This is a genomic window from Mesorhizobium sp. B2-2-4 (genome assembly GCF_006442375.1).
In the GTDB taxonomy this organism is placed as follows: domain Bacteria; phylum Pseudomonadota; class Alphaproteobacteria; order Rhizobiales; family Rhizobiaceae; genus Mesorhizobium.
In genome coordinates, this window is the sequence record NZ_VFWB01000003.1 from 165,758 (window position 1) to 184,014 (window position 18,257).

Consider the following 18,257-nt stretch of genomic DNA (forward strand, 5'->3'; position numbering starts at 1 on the left):
GACATTATATCGGTAAAGCGGTATATGAGTCCCGTACACCCTTGATGGGTGCTGGCTCCGAATAGGGAGTTACGGGAATGACGACCGAAAAGTGGGCGTACGATGCCGAGGAAACCAGTGAGGGCGTAGCCCATAGCGTCTACGACGAACAAGGGCAGCGGCTTACTGAGCCTTACATCAGCGAATCTGGCGCCCGCCTGATCGCCGCCGCGCCGGAGTTGTTGGCCGCTCTGGAAGCGGTTACTGTCATCGCGGAGTGGGATTGCATCAATCCCAATATGGCCGCCGCGACGCGGTACGCGCGTTCGGTGATTGCACTTGCTACGCAGGTGCAATCATGACCGCCACCACCCTGCGCGATCCGCGCCGTTCATTCATGGTCAACGGTGCAGCCTACCGCCGCGAACTGAATCGTAAGCCCGAGCCGGATATCACGCTCACACAGTCGCTGATTGCTGGCGTTGTGGTTGCGGCATTCGCGCTTGCCGTGCTTGCTCTTGCATATGCGACGGCGGGCGGTGCGTGATGGCTAATTGGCAGCGCACACTGAAATTGCAGCCCGAATGGCGCATGGCACAGGAGGGTGAGATAACTCATCAAGCCTTGGCTGGCGTCATTGCCGCACGGCTTGCCGCCCTGCAGCCGTTCGGCGAAGGCGTCGGCAGAACAATGATGGATTTTGACGATGAACGTCAAGACATCGCGGACGGCTTTGAGGCCCTGTCCGAAGACGATAGCGCCACCAGAGAGCATTTCGATTGGATGATGTCCGATCTCTATGATTGGGCAGACCAGTCTATGGACAGCAAATGGAATGGCAAGAAGGTGTGCTGGGTCGACACCATTGGCGGTGTGTCGTGATCACCGCGCAAGCCGAAGCCGAACTGCGCGCCGTAGCCGAATTGGCAAGAGGCTGCGAGAAGAGTCACGGCAAGAAGCAAACCGCGCTATTGTTTAGCGCGTTGGCCGACCGCCTCGACAACTTCATAGAGCAGCATGGCGAGACAGCTTGGCGCATGCGGACGGCCAGCAACGGCGCGCGCCAATGACCACGTTAATCCAAAAGATCAACAGCGCTGACAGCATAGCCGCGTTGTGGCGCAGCGGCCATGTCGCAGCCATAAGCGCGCAAGAGGCGCTAGTGGGTTTGGGGTTCTATGCGGTGGCCATATCCGAGACGCGCATAGTGGCTTGGCTTAACGGCTGCCGGTTTGAGATGCCTGGCGTTTGAAGAATTGGAGAAACGCATGTTCGTGATTTTCGATCTAGACGGCACACTTGCCAACATCGACCACCGCACGCACTTCGTGCGAGGCGGTAAGCGCGACTGGAAGTCGTTCTTCGCGGCGTGCAAGTACGACTTGGGTGTGCCGCACGTCATCGAGACGTTCAAGGCGCATCTCGACGCCGGCCACAAGGTGCGCATCTGGTCTGGGCGCAGCGATGTGGTTCGCACAGACACCGAAAACTGGTTGTCCGACATGGGCATCGACCCTTGCTACCTGCAGCACATGCGGGCCGAAGGCGACAACACTCCCGACGTCGAACTGAAGCGCTATTGGCTCAACCAAGAATATGAGCGGCCTGACTTGGTCTACGACGATCGGCAGCGGGTGGTCGACATGTGGCGAGCGGAAGGCATTCCGTGCTTTCAGGTGGTGGCCAATTGGGAGGATGAAGGGCGCAAGATCGCGCACGACGGCAATGGGCCAATCCTGACGCTTATGGTTGGGCCGTCAGGTGCAGGCAAGACGCACTATGCCAAGGGTTTGCCTGGTTATATCTCCAGCGACGAGTTGCGCGCAGAATATACCGGCGACTTCCGCAACCAGACGCGCAATGAAGATGTGTTCACGGCGCTGCACCGCATCGCCAAGGCGCGCATGGATAGCGGGTTGCCGGTCTGCATCGATGCGACCAATCTGCGCCGCCGTGATCGGCTGGCATGCGTTGCGCTTGCGCCGATTGGTGCGCGCATCACTTACATTGTTGTTGATCGTCCGCTCGCGCAGAAGTTTGCTGACGCAGGCTGGCGCGACACCATTGAGGTGAATGACGTGCCGCTCATCCAATATCACCACGAGCGCTTTCAATCGGCTCTCAAGGATATCTTGACCGGCGACAGCCTGCCGAACGTGCATGTCATCGATCTGCGCTATGGCGATAAACAGGAGGTGGCATGACACACTTCCCCATCAACCACATCAACGACGTCCTGCCCCACATCGAAGGCCGCCCAGACTTCGTGGTCGCGCACAAGGACGGGTATAGCGTCATCGACTACGTCTTTGCTGGTGTCGACACGTTTGATCACCCAGCGCGTATCGAATGCCGCGGACTCAAGTTCACTCCAGATGGTCGGATCCTGTCTCGGCCACTGCACAAGTTCATGAACATCGGGCAGACGCCGGACACGCAACCCGACAAGATCGACTTCGGCCAGCCGCACACCATCATGGACAAGCTCGACGGGTCGATGATCCATCCTGCGATTGTCGATGGCGAAGTTGTCCTCATGACGCGCATGGGTCGCACCGATGTCGCTCGCAAAGCTGAGCGGCATCTTACTGATCGCGTCCGCGCAAGCTGCTTTGGCCTACTAGAGGATGGCGTAACTCCAATCTTTGAATGGACTGCGCCAGACAATCGAATTGTTGTTCGGTACGACGAGAGCGCCCTGACTATTTTGGCGCTGCGCGATAATCGGACTGGCTACTATTGGACCATGGAATGGGTGCGTAAAGCAGCTAAGGACATGAAGGTTCCTGCTGTCCGTACCCACGACTCCACCTACGCCAGCGCAACTGACTTCCTCGCTTACGCTCGAGCCATTCAGGGTGCAGAAGGCTTTGTCGTTCGGTTCGACAGCGGACTGTGGGTCAAGGCTAAGGGCGAAGACTACGTTCTGAAGCACAAAGCCAAAGACTCCATCCTACAGGAAAAGAATATCCTGGCATTGGTTCTTAGTGGCGGGCTGGATGACGTGCTGCCGCTGCTTGACGAGCCGGACGCCAACGCAGCGAGAGAATATGCGGCGGCCGTTGATGCGGGAATCGCCGAGACCGCCGATGAGTTGGAGCATCGAGTTGCCGCCAATAACAACCTGCCGCAGAAAGAATTCGCATTGCAGTTTGCAAGCGAATTGCCTGCATTGCTTCAGGCGTCGGCTTATCGGGTGAGGCGCGGCGATCCAGCCCGTGACGTCATCCGCGCGCGCATCGCCGCCAACACCAATTCACAGTCGCAAGTCGATGCCAACCGCGTCTTACACGGCGCAACCTGGAGGATTTCATGAACATGCTAACCGCAACCGAAGCCATGGCACAAGGCTCCACGCCGTCGACATTCTTCAGCATTGCGCGCTTTAACGAGCGACTTGCGGACAAGTCGCATGACGCCGACCGCAGCAAACTTATAGCAACCGCCCAAGCAGCGCGCTGCGTTGCTCGAGAGCTTGCCGGAATGCTTGGAATGGACGTTGGCGGGCGCAGGCGGGCTGTCAATTCGAATGTGCGGCGCGGTGATAGGAGGGCGGCGTGAGTCGCGCATTGCTGTTAGCCGTCCTGCTTGCGCTAACCGCCTGCACCACAGCTCCAGACATGCCGCGCGATACGGTGATTGGGATTACCGATATGGTCAAGGGGTGGCCGAAATGACGGCGGCAAATGATAACGACCCATTCGCTCGCCTGCCGCTATTCGCAAGCGACAAGGACATTGCCGCGGCAATTGTTGGAAGGGCCAAAATGGAGTATTGGCTTAAGGCTGTCTTGCCGACAATCGAGCGCAGAGGCTTCCCGGCAGTCGATGCGCTACACGGCGGGCGTCCGGTTCCGCTGGTGCGGAAATTCTATGAAGGGTACTTTGGCATCACCGCGGGCTTTGCTATGGCTAAGCCTGACGGGGAAGAAAGGCTTGGCGGATGGAAGACGCGGAACAAGAAGGCGGCCTAATCACTGCGCCTGGCCTAAAATGGATAAAGCGGCGGGCAAGCAAGACGCCCATTTGGGTCGCGTCTGCGTCAGGTTACGAGCCGCGCACAGTCAACCTTGCGCATTTGCGCGACCGTCCGGAGGAACTTGCTGGTCGGTGCGTTTCGCTGCAGTCTGAAATGAACGCTTGGAAGTCTGGTCTGCGCGGCCACGTTGGTAGTTTTGACGGCACGGTAAGCTACATCCTCAAGAAATACGAAACCGAAGAGGATAGTCCATTCCACTCGCTCCGTCCTGGCTCGCGTCATCCGTATGAGTTCTACCTTAAGCGGCTTGATTACGAGATTGGCGCAAAGCGGCTTGACGGCATAACTGGCGTCGACCTTAAGCGTTGGCATGAGGCTTGGTCGGAGGGCGGCGTTAAGCTAGCCGCGTCCAAGATGATGCGCGCTGTGTTGGATGCTGCAATCACCTACGCCGTCATGAGCTTCAAATCTGGCACGCCAGAACGGCGCGCTGTAACAGAGTTGCGAGAGTCCCTAAAAGCGGCGAGCCGTAAGATCCCGAATCCGAAGCGGCGAGAGTCGATCATTACGGCTGAGCAGGTCATTGCGCTGCGCTCGTCGGCACACGAGGGCGATAGGCCATCGTCGGCCTTAGTCTATGCGTTGGTGTTCGAGACTACGCTGCGCTTGTGGGACGTCATTGGGCAGTGGTGGCCGATGGACGCGTCACTAATAAGCGATGTCGTTATGGCGCCGCACACAAGCATGAAGTTCGCTAAGAAATGGTTTGGTATTCGATGGGAGGATATCGACGCTGAGTTGGTGCTGCGATACGTACCATCTAAGACGAGCGCAAAGACCGGCCTGGCAGTCACGTTTCCATTGAGCAGGGCACCGATGGTCATGGAGGAGCTTGCGCACTGGCCTATTGAGAAAAGGCAGGGACCGGTCATCGTGGCAGAGGGTACGGGTATGCCGTACTCGTCAAATTACTTCGGCGAGTTCTGGCGCATTGATCGTGCAGCGGCGGGTATACCGGCCAATGTGTGGGCGCGCGACTTGCGGGCATCTGGAATCACAGAAGGCCGCGCCAGCGGCGTGTCAACCGACGACGCAGCCAAGGTGGCCGGTCACGCGTCAACCAAGACAACAGCAGCCGTTTATGATCGCGCCACGCTCGAGGCTGCAGAGCGGTTTGCGGATGCCAGGACGGCTAAGAGGGGAAAGAAGTGATGGGTAAGCCCAGCCAAGAGCAATTCGAGAAAGACGTGTCCGCGCATGAGATGACCATTCATGCCCACAACGGAATACATCGCCACTTGACTTTTCGCGCATCAGGGACGTTCGCCTATGGTTTTCACATTACCACTTGGCCGGGATACCTTGCCTTCAGTGGCGACATGGGGACATTCGTTTTCTCGCGCATTCCGGACATGTTTGAATTCTTCCGCGACCGCGACATCAATCCTGGCTATTGGGCCGAGAAGCTCACCGCGCACGACAGGCACGGCGGCCACAGGGAATTTGATCATGATCTGTATGTCGAGTGCCTGAAGCGCGACTTCGAAGATTGGCACTTTGACAGCGAAGGGGACCGCAGGAAGGCTTGGGCTGAAATTAAGGACGAGTGGTCTGGCATCCTTCACGCGAGCACGCTTGAAGAGGCAATCCGCTATGCCCTCGATTGGAAGTGCCCCGTCAGCGGTCAAGAGTTTACCGATTTTTGGGACCATACGCTTGAGGACTACACCTATCGATTCATCTGGTGTTGCCGCGCGATAATTTGGGCCATCAAGCGGTACGACGCAGCAATGTCGACGGCCAACGACAACACGCCGGTCGCCGCGAACGCAGCATGAACGCCAGCCCGTAACGCGCCACCCTGTATTGTAACGCACCCATTGATTCCATTATTTTTTGAGTTAACGCGTTGTTTACCACGTTGGGCGAATTGTGCGCATGTCGGCTACCCGTGTTTATCCTGTATCGAATTTTTCACGGTTTTTCGGAGCGTGGGTGAACCCCGGGAAGCTTGTCTTCCACCGTGGTGCGGCCGCCTTCGTTCCGGCGAGGATTTGGGGAGCTGGTCGCAAACCGGCCAATCTGAAAGACGGACGCACCGATGAACAGCAAGCGGTCCTACCTCGATACACTCAACGCCGGCAGGCAGCGCAGGCCTCAGACCACGCTCGAGCAGTTGAACCGCTCGCTGGAGACGCTGGAACAGCGGCTAGAGAGGACGCGCGAGGATACGATGGCACGTCCCGATCCCCGCCAATATGGCGCCGAACCGCGCTATCCCGCAGCACAGCCTTCGGCTCAGCCGCGCTGGTACCAGGATCCGCAGCCCGCGCCGCATCCGCAGGCGCCGATGCCGGCGCCGGCCGTCGGCCAGAACTACCAGAACCTTGCCCGCGATATCGACCGCATCCGCGGCCAGGAAGACAGCGTTGCCATGGTCGGCAAGATAGCCGGCGAGCTGCGCGGCATGCGCGAGGAATTGCGCCACCAGATGACTGCCGGGCTGCAGAGCGAATTCGAGGCGCTGCGCAAGGACATCGACCGCGCCCTGCTGGCAAACGCCAAGTCAGGCGCTTCGGGCAAGGGCAGCGCCGAACTTGGCCTCGAATTCGAGCGGCTTTCCGGCGCCATCAAGACGCTGTCGGAAAAAAGCGACGACAGAAGCGTCAACATGCTGCGGCTCGAACTCGAACAGGTCAAAGCCGCGCTCGACACGCTGGCGCGCGAGGAGAGCGTGCAGAAGGTCGACCGCCGCTGGGACGATTTCGATCGTCGCTGGACAGCCTTCGAGGACCGCGTCGACGCCGACCAGCGCAACCGCTCACCGGACCCCGCCATTTCGGGCCTGACCGATCGGCTGGAGCAGATCAGCAACGCCGTCAACAACCTGCCGGAATCGCTATCCCTGCGCTCGCTGGAGGAAAAGGTCCGCACGCTGGCCAGCGCCGTGGATCATTTCGCCAGCCAGCAGGACAATCGCGGCGGCAGCACGCTGGCCATGATCGACGAGCGGCTGGACGAGATCTCCCGCGCCATCGTCGCCTCGACCGTCGCGGCACAGGCCAATACGCTCGACCATGAAGCCTTCGAGCGCATCGAGAAACGGATCGATTCGCTCGCCCGGCAGATCGAGGAAGTGGCGCAGGACCACCCCGGCAACGCCGTCGTCGACCGGCTGAACACGCTGTCGAGCCGGGTCGACGAACTCGCCGGCCGCGCCGCCCTGCCCGAGCAGGCGATGGAACGGCTGGCCAAGCAGATCGCGCTCATCGCCGACAAGATCGACCGGGCGCCGGCCATGCCCGACGCCGACTATATCTTCCACGGGCTTGAGCAACGCTTCGACGTGCTGTCGTCGATGATGGAACGGCGCCAGGGCGACGCCATCGAACAGGGCAACATGCTGTTCCGCGACCTTGAGCGCCGACTGGACGAAGTTGCCGACCGGCTCGACCAGCGCATGCCGCAAGTCGACGGCGCCGGCATCATGGAAGCCATCGATGCCCGCTTCACGGCGCTCGCCAAGCGCATGGAAACACGCATTCCCGACCCCGCCGGCGAAGCCGCGATCCGTGGCCTGGAAAGCCGGCTCGAAGACATTTCGAGCCGCCTGGACTCGTCCGCCGCGCAAGTCGCCGGCATCGATCCGGCGCTGATCCGCAGCCTGGAGGCGCAAGTCGCCAGCCTGTCCGCCCACCTGTCCAGGCCCAGCGCACCGCTGCCGGAGTTCGAGGACATCAGCCCACGCCTCAATGAAATCGAGAAGGCGCTGGCGGGAACGCGCGACTCCATCCTTGGCGCGGCGCGCGAGGCGGCCGAGAACGCGGTGCGCTCGCTGGCCGGCTCGGGCGCCGACACGTCGGCAGTTTCCGGCCTTGCCCAGGACCTGAAGACGCTCGAGACGCTGACACGCCGTTCCGACGAGCGTAACTCGAGAACGTTCGAGGCCATCCACGACACGCTGCTCAAGATCGTCGACAGGCTGGGTTCGCTGGAGCCAGGCGAACCGTCCGAGGCGATGAGCGAGCTCCTGGACGCACGCCCGGATGAAGCGATCGGCAAGCGCCGTGCGCGAGCCGGCAAGATGGCCGTGGACGCTCCGTCGATGGATATCGACGAGCCCATGCCGCTGACAGGGGACATGGCCGATCTCGACGGCCGCGCCGCCGCGATCATGCGCAGCCAGCCCCCTTCGCCACGCGGGCCGGGTGCGCGCTCGCCCGCGGAGGCGGCGGCCGCCGCCGCCATGGCCGCGCTTGGTTCCGATCCGATCGCCGGGAAGGGCGAGCCGGCAGGCCGCCGCAAATCGATGTTGGGCGGCCTGGCGCGCGCCTTCAAGGGCAAGAAGGAAGCAGACGTTCCGCCGCTGGCGGGCTCGGTGCCGGGCCCGGAAATCCCGAGCGTCGATCTCGACGAGCCGCTCGACCCGAAAATGGCCAACCGGCCACTGGAGCCCGGCTCCGGCGCGCCCGACCTCAACGCCATCATGAAGCGCGTGCGCGACGAGCGCGGGCAACCGGCAAAGCTCAGCGACAGCGATGCCGCAAAATCGGACTTCATCGCGGCGGCCCGCCGCGCGGCGCAGGCCGCCGCCGCCGAGGCCGACGCCTTGAAGCGCCAGTCGACGATGAAGGGACCGGTGAAGGCGCTCAGGATCGGCGACCTGCTCAAGGCGCGGCGCAAGCCGATTCTGATGGCGGCCGCTGCGATCATGCTGGCGCTTGCCGGCCTGCAGCTTGGCAAGGCGTTCCTCGCCGATCCCGCCCAGGTGGCAAGCAATGATGCGCCGGCCGTTGCCTCGCAACCGCTGGAAACCGCATTCGTCGACGCTGCGAGCCCGCCCAGGCCGAAAACCCAGTTGGCGGCAGCGAACAGCGAACCGGCCCGTGAGGTCAGGCAGGCCGAGCCCTCCGCTCCGGCGGTCAAGGACGACATGGTGGCGCAGACCGCGCTCGCCATGCCGTCGGACGGCGATGGGCCGACGAACGCTGGCCCGACGGCGGAGCGGGCTCCGACGGCGATGGCTCCCGTCATGCCTGCCGGCGCGGGTGCGGCAGGCTCCGACGCGATGGCTTCGGCAGAACCCATTTCCGCCGGTCCAGCGGCTCCTTCTTCTCCGGCACCTTCCGCTGCTGCCGGCGGAACGCAAACGACGGACAGCGGTATCCAACCGACAGTGGCTGCACCGGCCATGGCCAATGACAGCACCGGCGCCGTCGTGCCCGCCGGCGCTCCCGCGGCCCCGGCCAAATTCGACATTCCCGCCGATGCAGGCCCGGTCGCCCTGCGCGACGCCGCAGCCACCGGCGACGCCAAGGCGCTGTTCGAGATCGGCTCGCGCTATTCCGAGGCGCGCGGCGTCAAGGAAGACATGGCGGCCGCGGCCAAATGGTATGAAAAGTCCGCGGAACTCGGCTTCGCTCCGGCCGAGTATCGCATCGGCAATTTCTACGAGAAGGGCATCGGCGTCCCGCGCGACATCAAGAAGTCGAAGACCTGGTACCAGCTCGCCGCCGAGCAGGGCAACGCCAGCGCAATGCACAATCTGGCAGTGCTGTTCGCCATGGCCGCGGACGGCGTGACCGACAATGAATCGGCCGCGCACTGGTTCCAGGAGGCCGCCGATCTCGGCGTGAAGGACAGCCAGTTCAATCTCGGCATCCTCGCCGCCAAGGGCGTCGGCATGAAGCAGAACCTGGAGGAGTCCTACAAATGGTTCGCGCTCGTCGCCAAGACCGGCGACAAGGACGCTGCCGCCAAGCGCGACGAGATCGCCAACGCGCTGCGTCCCGAGCAACTCGAGCGCGCCCGCGCCGCCACCGAATTGTGGAAGGCCAAGCCGCTCGATCAGGCCGCCAATTCGGCCGACATTCCCGAATCCTGGCAAGATGGCACACCGCAGACCACGGCCAGCATCGATATGAAGAAGGCGGTCAAGAACATCCAGCTCATCCTCAACAAGAACGGCTACGACGCCGGCGGCGCCGACGGCGTGATGGGCGCGAAGACCAAGAACGCGATCGTCGCGTTCCAGACCGACAACAAGCTGCCTGCGACCGGTGCGGTCGACGAAAAGCTGGTCAAGGCGTTGCTGGCGCGCAAATAGCGGCAGGAGCGTCGTATCCGCGACGCCCCTGCCACACATTTGCCTGTTAACTGCTTGAGATGTTTTTTGTTTCGGCGCGGCGGCGGGGTTTGACCCCGCCGCCGCTTCGGCGCAAGGAAAAATTGGCTTTTCGGTGCGATACTATCCGCAACGGCGGTATTCGCCGACTGGCAAACTGATCGAGACCGACGGGTGGGCATCTATCTCCCGATTGCGGAAATTTCCGTCAACGTCTTCGTGCTGCTGGCCATGGGCGCTGCGGTGGGCTTTCTGTCGGGCATGTTCGGCGTCGGCGGCGGTTTTCTCATCACGCCGCTCCTGATCTTCTACAACATCCCACCGGCAATCGCGGTGGCGACCGGCGCCAACCAGGTCATCGCCTCATCCTTCTCCGGCGCGCTGTCGCATATGAAGCGCGGCACGCTCGACTTCAAGCTCGGCGGGGTGCTGCTTGCCGGCGGCATCGTCGGTTCCACCGGCGGCATCTACGTCTTCGCTTTCCTGCGCAGGCTGGGACAGCTCGACCTGTTCATCTCGCTGCTCTATGTCGTGCTTCTGGGCACCGTCGGCGGGCTGATGCTGGTCGAAAGCATCAATGCGCTGCGCGCCACGCGCAGCGGCGCGGCACCGGTGCTGAAGAAATCCGGCCAGCACAACTGGATCCACCGCCTGCCGCTGAAGATGCGATTCAGGGCCTCGAAGCTGTTTGTCAGCGTCATCCCCGTGCTTGGGCTGGGCGCGGCCATCGGCTTCCTGTCGTCTATCATGGGTGTCGGCGGCGGCTTCATCATGGTGCCGGCTCTGATCTATCTCCTGAAAGTGCCGACCAACGTCGTCATCGGCACCTCGCTGTTCCAGATCATCTTTACCTCGGCCTACACCACTCTGGTCCACGCCACCACCAATCAGACGGTCGACGTGATGCTGGCCTTTCTTTTGATGGCCGGTGGTGTCGCCGGCGCGCAATATGGCGCCAAGGCCGGCCAGCGGCTGCGCGGCGAGCAGTTGAGAGCGCTGCTGGCGATGCTGGTGCTGGCGGTGGCGATAAGGCTTGCCATCGACCTCTTCGTCACGCCGCCCAATCTTTATTCGCTGTCCGGCGCGGGCTTCAACTGATGAATGGCCTGAAAGCGCTCGCAACCGCCGCTCTTCTGTCATTGATCGCCGCCGCACCCGCGAAGGCGCAGACGCCGCCGACCGAAAGCATCCAGATCGGCCTTTCCACCGACAAAGTCTCGATCACCGCCGGCTTTTCCGGGGCCGACCTGACCATTTTCGGCTCGCTGGAAAATCCTGATCCGCTGGTGGCGCGCCAAGGCCGCTACGACATCATCGTCGTGCTCGAAGGTCCACCCAAGCCGGTGGTGGTGCGCCGCAAGGACCGGGTGCTCGGCGTCTGGGTCAACCTGGAATCCGAGACCTTCGAAAACGTGCCGGTGTCCTATTCGGTGGCGACGACGCGGCCGTTGCAGGACATCACCGAGCCGAACAGCTACAGGCAATTGTCGCTCGGCGCCTCCAATCTCTACATGCAGCCGGCCGATGCCGGCGACAGCCCGGCCACGATCGAGGAATTCACCGCGGCGTTGCGCGAACGCAAGGCCGCGACCGGTCTCTACAGCGAGAATGTCGGCGGCGTGCAGTTCCTGTCACAGAACCTGTTCCGCGCCACGGTGCGGCTGGCGCCGAACGTTCCGGTCGGCACCCACAAGGCGCGCGCGTTCCTGTTCAAGAGCGGCCTGTTCATCAAGGAGAGCTCGGCCCAGCTCGAGATCCGCAAATCCGGTTTCGAACAGTCGATCTTCCGTGTCGCCCACGACTATTCCTTCCTCTACGGCGTCTTCGCCATATCGCTGGCCATGGTGACGGGCTGGCTCGGAAGGTTGATCTTCCGCAAGGACTAAAGCGGCTACAAAGGGGTTTTCCTTTCCCGGATCATGCTATAGACCGCCACCTCCCGGTCTACCGGGCAACACGCACAATTCAATTCGGCAGAGCGGTCCGATCACCCCGGACGACAGAGAGCGCACGCTTCACAGACGGCGCCGAACCGCTGCTTTAGCAGAGATGACAGGAGGCTGCGATGCGACCAGCATTCGCCGGCATCGATTTTGGCACTTCCAACTCCACCGTGGGCGTGGTCAGGAGCGGCCAGCCGCACCTCGTCGCGCTGGAAGGCGGCGAGGTCACGCTGCCAAGTGCCGTGTTCTTCAACTTCGAGGACAACCGTACCTGTTTCGGCCGCCACGCAATCGCCAATTACACCGACAGCGTCGAAGGTCGGCTGATGCGCTCGCTGAAGAGCGTGCTCGGCAGCGCGCTCGCGCAGGAAAAGACGCGCATCAAGGCGCGATCGATCGGCTTCATGGAGATCGTCGACCTGTTCCTCGGCCATCTGCGAAAAAGACTGGAGGACGATGCCGGCGGCGCCGTCGAGAGCGTGGTACTCGGCCGGCCGGTGCAGTTCGTCGACGACGACGCCGAGGCCGATGCCAGGGCACAAAGCGAGCTCGAAGGAGCCGCCCGCGCCCAGGGCTTCAAGCATATCGCCTTCCAGTTCGAACCGATCGCGGCGGCCCTCGACTACGAGCAGAAGGTGACGCGCGAGGAACTGGCGCTGATCATCGACATGGGTGGCGGCACGTCGGACTTCTCGATCGTAAGGGTCTCGCCGCAGCGTGCCCGCTCGCTTGACCGCAAGGACGATATCCTGGCCAGCCGCGGCATCCATATCGGCGGCACCGACTTCGACCGATTGCTCAGCATCGCGCATGTGATGCCGGAACTCGGCTACCTCAGCCCGACCAAGGACGGCAAGCGCAACCTGCCGGCCAGCTACTTCATCGATCTTGCCACATGGCAACGCATCAACCTGGTCTACACGGCCAAGGCGATGACGCATCTGCGCCAGATCCGCTACGAGGCCGAGCGCGCCGATCTCGTCGACCGCTTCATCCAGATCGTCGAGCACCGGTACGGGCACGCGCTGGCCGCTCTTGTCGAAAGGGCCAAGATCGAGCTGACCGACAAGGTCTCGGCCGATGTCGAGGTGAGGCTGCCGGAAGTCCAGTTCGCCGCCGAGATCACCCGAAAGGCGCTGGACGCCACGATCGCCAGGGACATCGAGCGCGTTGCCGCCACGGTCGTCCAGACCATCGGCGACGCCGGGGTCAAGTCGTCCGACATCACCGCCGTGTTCCTGACCGGAGGATCCACCGCGATCCCGCTGGCGAGACAAAAAATCCTGTCCCTGGTGCCTCAGGCTTCGGTCATCGAGGGCGACATGTTCGGCTCGGTCGGACTTGGCCTTGCGCTGGACGCGCAGCGCAAGTTCGGCTGATATCCGGACAATTCACGAACGCGCGGACGCCTTCTCGTCGGCCCCCAAATGCGCCTTGAGCGCCATCTGGGCCAAGCTTGCCTGGCGGTCGCGATGTGTAATCATGGCGAAGTCGCGTTTCGGCAGTTCGAGCGGCACGGACCGCAGGCTGCCTTCGGCGACGGCGCGTCCGACGACGAGCTCCGAAATGATGGTGGCGCCGGCACCGGCCTCGACCGCCTGGCGAACCGCCTCGTTGCTCGGCAGCACCAGAAATATCTGCAGGTCGTCAAGCGAAATCCCTTCGCGGCGCGCCAGATCCTCCAGCACCTCCCGCGTGCCGGAACCGCCCTCGCGGATGATCCAGCGCAGCCCTTTTATGTCGGGGCGGCCCGGCGCGATTTCGGCGATCTCGGGATGAGAACCGGCAACCACCAGCATCAACCGGTCGATATCGACCTTGGCGCGGCGCAATATGTCGGACTCGGTGCGCCCCTCGACCAAGCCGAGATCGGCGGTTCCATCCAGCACGCTGGCTTCGACCTGCCTGGTGTTGCCTATGCTGACGCTCAGCCTGACCGCAGGATAGGCTTCGTGGAAGGACGCCAGCCGGCGCGGCAGCCAATAGCTGGCGATCGTCAGGCTGGCGGCGATGGAGAGGCTGCCGGCAACCGTCTGCGAGACATGTTCCAGCACATTGCGTGCGGCGGCGGCTCGTTCCAGTACGGCCTTGGCTTCTGGCAGGAACCGGTGACCGGTCTGGGCAAGCTCGATGTTGCGGCCGACGCGGTTGAACAGATGGACGCCGTGCTGCTCCTCAAGCGCGCGGATGGCGGCCGACGCGGCCGATTGGGAGATGCCCAGCAGCTCCGCCGCCTTGGTCATGTGGCCGCGCTCGGCGACGGCGACAAATATCCGCAACTGGTCAAGTGTCATAAGGCATTAAGAACCAATATCGATCGAATTTACAAGAACAACTGATTAGACGGGTTGATAGGCTTATTCTAAGTTTTCAATCGAAGTTAGAAAAAATTCGCTACCGATTGACAGAGAATGAAATGATCGGGCGGTTCAAGTCCCTGTTCGCGCACTGGACCCGCGGCCTGCGGCGGCGGCTGGCCGGCGATCGCTATCATCCGGAAGAGCATTACATGCGCGGTCCCGGGCCGAAAACCAGGGCCAAAGCCGCGAACCGCAGAAGCGCTCGGGGATCATGACCCAAGGATCTCTGCGCGGCGCGAATTCCGCCCCGTCCCAACGCCCGCTCGCCGACACGAACGCACCCGACGAGAACGATGGCGTCGACACCTCGCCCGCCATCTCCGACCGCATCGCCAAGACCACATGCTATATGTGCGCCTGCCGCTGCGGCATCGACGTGCACATCAAGGACGGCAAGGTCCGCTACATCAACGGCAACAAGGATCATCCGGTCAATCGCGGCGTGATCTGCGGTAAGGGCAGCTCCGGCATCATGCAGCATTACAGCCCTGCCCGGCTGAAAAAGCCGCTGCTGCGCACCGGCTCGCGCGGCTCGGGAGAATTCCGCGAGATCGAGTGGGAAGAAGCGCTGACGATCGCCGCGGAGCGGCTTTCGTCCATCCGCCGCAGCGACCCGAAGAAACTCGCCTTCTTTACCGGCCGCGACCAATCGCAATCCCTGACCGGCTGGTGGGCAAGCCAGTTCGGCACGCCGAACTTCGCCGCGCATGGCGGTTTCTGTTCGGTGAACATGGCCGCAGGCGGGCTTTATACGATCGGCGGCTCGTTCTGGGAGTTCGGCGAACCCGACTGGGACAATACCCGGTATTTCATGCTTTTCGGCGTCGCCGAGGACCATGATTCCAACCCGATCAAGATCGGCCTCGGCAAGCTGAAGGCGCGCGGCGCCAAGGTGGTGTCGATCAACCCATGTCGCACTGGCTACAACGCCATCGCCGACGACTGGATCGGCATCCGGCCGGGCACCGACGGCCTGTTCGTGTTCGCCCTCATCCACGAGCTCTTGAAGGCAGGCCGCGTCGATCTCGATTATCTCCTGCGCTACACCAACGCCCATGTGCTCGTCATCCAGGATCCGGGTGCGGCCGATGACGGGCTGTTTGTCCGCGACAGCGCCGGCAACCCGCTCGCCTGGGACAGGGTGGCGAAGGTGCCTGTCCGCGCCACCGACGCCAGCGCCAAACCGGCATTGACCGGCAGCTTCACCGTCGACGGTCGTCGCTGCGTTCCGGTGTTCCAGCTGATCGCCGATCGATACCTCAATGAGAGCTATTCGCCCGATGCGGTCGCGGAGCGCTGCGGCATTGCCGCCGATACGATCCGCAGGATCGCCGCCGAGCTCGCTCATGTCGCCTTTGAGCAGACGATCGAACTGCCGGTGGCGTGGACCGACTGGGCCGGCCGCCGCCACGAGACGATTAGGGGACGGCCCGTGTCGATGCACGCGATGCGCGGCATCTCAGCCCATTCCAACGGTTTTCATTCTTGCCGCGCCATTCACCTGCTGCAGGTGCTGCTCGGAACGGTGGACGTCCCGGGCGGCTTCCGCTTCAAACCGCCTTATCCGCGTTGCGCGCCGCCAGGACCGAAGCCTGCCGGCAAGAACGTCCGGCCGATGACGCCACTGGACGGCATGCCGCTCGGCTTCGTCTGCGGGCCTGACGACCTTCTGGTCGATGAGGCAGGCGTGCCGATCCGCATAGACAAGGCCTATTCCTGGGAGGCGCCGCTCGCTGCGCACGGCTTGATGCACACCGTCATCCGCAACGCCTGGGCCGGCGATCCATACAAGATCGACACGCTGATGATGTACATGTCGAACATGGCCTGGAATTCCTCGATGAACACCGTCGAGACGATTCGTATGCTGACCGACCTCGACGAGGCGGGCAATTACAAGATCCCTTTCATCATCTATTCCGACGCCTATTATTCCGAGACCGTGCCGTTCGCTGACCTCGTGCTGCCCGACACAACCTATCTCGAACGGCACGACTGCATCAGCCTGCTCGACCGGCCGATCAGCCATGCCGACGGACCGGGCGATGCTATACGCCATCCCATGGTCGAGCCGGACCGGGACGTGCGCCCGTTCCAATCGGTGCTGATCGAGCTCGGCGCGCGCCTCGGCCTGCCGGGTTTCGTCAGAGAAGACGGGGCGGCCAAATATGCCGACTATGCCGACTACATCGTCAATCACGAGCGCACGCCCGGTATCGGCCCGCTTGCCGGCTGGCGCGGCAAGGACGGCAATTCGACCGGCAAGGGCGAGCCAAACCCGGACCAGTTGCAGCGCTACATCGACAATGGCGGCTTCTGGCACCACGATTTCGCTGAGGACCAGCGCTACTACAAGATGGCCAACCGGTCCTATCTCGATTTCGCGGTGCAGATGGGCTTCATCCCGAAGGCCGAACCAGTCGTCTTCCAGCTCTATTCCGAACCCTTGCAGCGCTTTCGTCTTGCCGCGCGCGGCCATGGTCGGGCCGTGCCGCCTGAGAGCGAACGCCAGCGCATCGAGACCTACATGGACCCGCTACCCTTCTGGTACGTGCCGTTCGAGGAAGCGGCCGTCGACCAGCAGAAATATCCGTTGCATGCGCTGACGCAGCGGCCGATGCACATGTACCATTCCTGGGGTTCGCAGAATGCGTGGCTGAGGCAGATCACCAGCCAAAACCGGCTGTTCGTGCATGAGAGGACCGCCGCAGGTCTCGGCCTTGCCGACGACGACTGGGTGTGGATCGAAAGCATCAATGGCAAGGTCAAGGGACAGATCAAGCTGGTCGAGGGCGTGAACGAAAGCACGGTCTGGACCTGGAACGCCATCGGCAAAAGGCGCGGCAGCTGGGGGCTGAAGGACGATGCCGCCGAGAGCAATCGCGGCTTCCTGCTCAACCACATCATCGGCGACCAGACCACGGCAGACACCAACGGCAGGCGGTATTCGAATTCCGATCCGGTGACCGGCCAGGCGGCATGGTTCGATCTCAAGGTGCGCATCGTCAAATGCGCGGCGGAGGAAGCCGGTTTCACCGAGCCGCAATTCGAGCGTTTCCACCAGCCGCCGCAATTCCAGCCATCGCCGGACACACTTCGCTTTGGCGCCGAATTCCGCATGAACAGGGAAGCCGCCAAATGACCTGCGTCCCCGCCCACACGGGCAAAAAACTAGGCCTGGTCATAGACCTCGACACCTGCGTCGGTTGTCAGGCCTGCGTCACCGCCTGCAAGGAATGGAACACCGGCGGCCACATGGCGCCGCTGACCGACATCGACCCCTATGGCGGCCATGTCGACGGCGTCTGGTTCAATCGCGTGCACAGCTACGAGCACACCACCGCGATGGGCGGCCGCACGGTGAACTTCCCGCGCTCGTGCCTGCATTGCGAGACGCCGGCCTGCGTCACTGTGTGTCCGACCGGCGCCTCCTACAAACGAGCCTCGGACGGCATCGTGCTGGTCGATGAGGACAAGTGCATCGGCTGCAAGCTATGCAGCTGGGCCTGCCCCTATGGCGCGCGCGAATTCGACACCGATGTCGGCGTAATGAAGAAATGCACGCTCTGCGTCGACCGCATCTACAATGACAATCTGGCCGAGGAGGACCGCGTGCCGGCCTGCGTCGCGGCCTGTCCGACCAGCGCACGGCATTTCGGCGATCTCGGCGACCCCGCCTCGGCGGTGTCGCAACTGGTTGAGGAGCGTGGCGGTGTCGACCTGATGCCGGAACTCGGCTACCGCCCGACCAACAAATACCTGCCGCCGCGCGCGCATACCGAACGCGCCGCAAAGATTTCTGCGCCAACCCTGGAGCCGGTGAGGGCCGAGGGTGGGTTCCTCGGCTGGGTCGACCGCATGCTCTCGAACTAA

At 62.6% G+C, this 18,257-nt stretch carries 17 protein-coding genes; 16 read left to right on the forward strand and 1 reads right to left on the reverse strand.

Going from position 1 to position 18,257, the window contains the following annotated elements; all coding sequences use genetic code 11:
* Positions 1–77: 77 nt before the first annotated feature.
* The 14 genes from FJ959_RS09060 (at position 78) to FJ959_RS09125 (ending at position 13,403) form a co-directional block, all read left to right on the forward strand.
* Positions 78–341: a hypothetical protein gene (locus FJ959_RS09060; RefSeq protein ID WP_140629734.1), complete on the forward strand. Its 264-nt coding sequence runs from the start codon at positions 78–80 to the stop codon at positions 339–341.
* The gene (locus FJ959_RS09065; protein ID WP_140629736.1) at positions 338–526 is read left to right on the forward strand and encodes a hypothetical protein; all 189 of its coding nucleotides are present in this window, start codon (positions 338–340) and stop codon (positions 524–526) included. Before FJ959_RS09060 ends, FJ959_RS09065 begins: the two co-directional genes overlap by 4 nt.
* Positions 526–861 carry a hypothetical protein gene (locus tag FJ959_RS09070; protein WP_140629739.1) on the forward strand — a complete coding sequence of 112 codons (336 nt, stop codon included), beginning with the start codon at positions 526–528 and terminating at the stop codon, positions 859–861. Before FJ959_RS09065 ends, FJ959_RS09070 begins: the two co-directional genes overlap by 1 nt.
* Positions 858–1,049 (forward strand): hypothetical protein, encoded by a 192-nt coding sequence (locus FJ959_RS09075; RefSeq protein ID WP_140629742.1) that lies wholly within the window; start codon positions 858–860, stop codon positions 1,047–1,049. The genes FJ959_RS09070 and FJ959_RS09075 overlap by 4 nt, the downstream gene beginning before the upstream one ends.
* A gap of 198 nt (positions 1,050–1,247) precedes the next feature.
* Positions 1,248–2,183 carry an AAA family ATPase gene (locus FJ959_RS31655; protein WP_181181026.1) on the forward strand — a complete coding sequence of 312 codons (936 nt, stop codon included), beginning with the start codon at positions 1,248–1,250 and terminating at the stop codon, positions 2,181–2,183.
* Positions 2,180–3,295 carry an RNA ligase gene (locus FJ959_RS09085; RefSeq protein WP_140629744.1) on the forward strand — a complete coding sequence of 372 codons (1,116 nt, stop codon included), beginning with the start codon at positions 2,180–2,182 and terminating at the stop codon, positions 3,293–3,295. The genes FJ959_RS31655 and FJ959_RS09085 overlap by 4 nt, the downstream gene beginning before the upstream one ends.
* Positions 3,292–3,540 (forward strand): hypothetical protein, encoded by a 249-nt coding sequence (locus tag FJ959_RS09090; protein WP_140629746.1) that lies wholly within the window; start codon positions 3,292–3,294, stop codon positions 3,538–3,540. Before FJ959_RS09085 ends, FJ959_RS09090 begins: the two co-directional genes overlap by 4 nt.
* Positions 3,541–3,652: 112 nt before the next feature.
* Positions 3,653–3,952 carry a hypothetical protein gene (locus FJ959_RS09095; RefSeq protein WP_140629749.1) on the forward strand — a complete coding sequence of 100 codons (300 nt, stop codon included), beginning with the start codon at positions 3,653–3,655 and terminating at the stop codon, positions 3,950–3,952.
* Positions 3,953–4,110: 158 nt separating this feature from the next.
* Positions 4,111–5,169, forward strand: coding sequence for an integrase (locus FJ959_RS09100; RefSeq protein ID WP_140629751.1), 1,059 nt, complete (start codon positions 4,111–4,113; stop codon positions 5,167–5,169).
* Positions 5,169–5,795 carry a hypothetical protein gene (locus tag FJ959_RS09105; protein ID WP_140629754.1) on the forward strand — a complete coding sequence of 209 codons (627 nt, stop codon included), beginning with the start codon at positions 5,169–5,171 and terminating at the stop codon, positions 5,793–5,795. The genes FJ959_RS09100 and FJ959_RS09105 overlap by 1 nt, the downstream gene beginning before the upstream one ends.
* A 263-nt stretch (positions 5,796–6,058) precedes the next feature.
* Entirely contained in the window at positions 6,059–10,063 is a 4,005-nt protein-coding gene (locus tag FJ959_RS09110; protein ID WP_140629757.1) for a peptidoglycan-binding protein, read from the forward strand.
* A gap of 192 nt (positions 10,064–10,255) precedes the next feature.
* A complete protein-coding gene (locus FJ959_RS09115; RefSeq protein ID WP_140496679.1) occupies positions 10,256–11,179 on the forward strand; it encodes a sulfite exporter TauE/SafE family protein in 924 nt (307 codons plus the stop codon).
* The gene (locus FJ959_RS09120; RefSeq protein WP_140496681.1) at positions 11,179–11,967 is read left to right on the forward strand and encodes a TIGR02186 family protein; all 789 of its coding nucleotides are present in this window, start codon (positions 11,179–11,181) and stop codon (positions 11,965–11,967) included. The genes FJ959_RS09115 and FJ959_RS09120 overlap by 1 nt, the downstream gene beginning before the upstream one ends.
* Positions 11,968–12,146: 179 nt before the next feature.
* Positions 12,147–13,403, forward strand: coding sequence for an Hsp70 family protein (locus tag FJ959_RS09125; RefSeq protein ID WP_140629759.1), 1,257 nt, complete (start codon positions 12,147–12,149; stop codon positions 13,401–13,403).
* A gap of 12 nt (positions 13,404–13,415) precedes the next feature.
* Here FJ959_RS09125 and FJ959_RS09130 read toward each other — a convergent pair whose 3' ends face one another.
* Positions 13,416–14,318: a LysR family transcriptional regulator gene (locus FJ959_RS09130; RefSeq protein ID WP_140496685.1), complete on the reverse strand. Its 903-nt coding sequence runs from the start codon at positions 14,316–14,318 to the stop codon at positions 13,416–13,418.
* 277 nt (positions 14,319–14,595) lie between these two features.
* On the opposite strand from FJ959_RS09130, the gene FJ959_RS09135 reads away from it, so the two are divergent.
* Complete coding sequence (locus FJ959_RS09135; RefSeq protein WP_140629762.1) at positions 14,596–17,526, forward strand: molybdopterin oxidoreductase family protein; 2,931 nt, start codon at positions 14,596–14,598, stop codon at positions 17,524–17,526.
* On the forward strand, positions 17,523–18,257 hold the full coding sequence (locus tag FJ959_RS09140) for a 4Fe-4S dicluster domain-containing protein (RefSeq protein WP_140496689.1): 735 nt from the start codon (positions 17,523–17,525) through the stop codon (positions 18,255–18,257). Before FJ959_RS09135 ends, FJ959_RS09140 begins: the two co-directional genes overlap by 4 nt.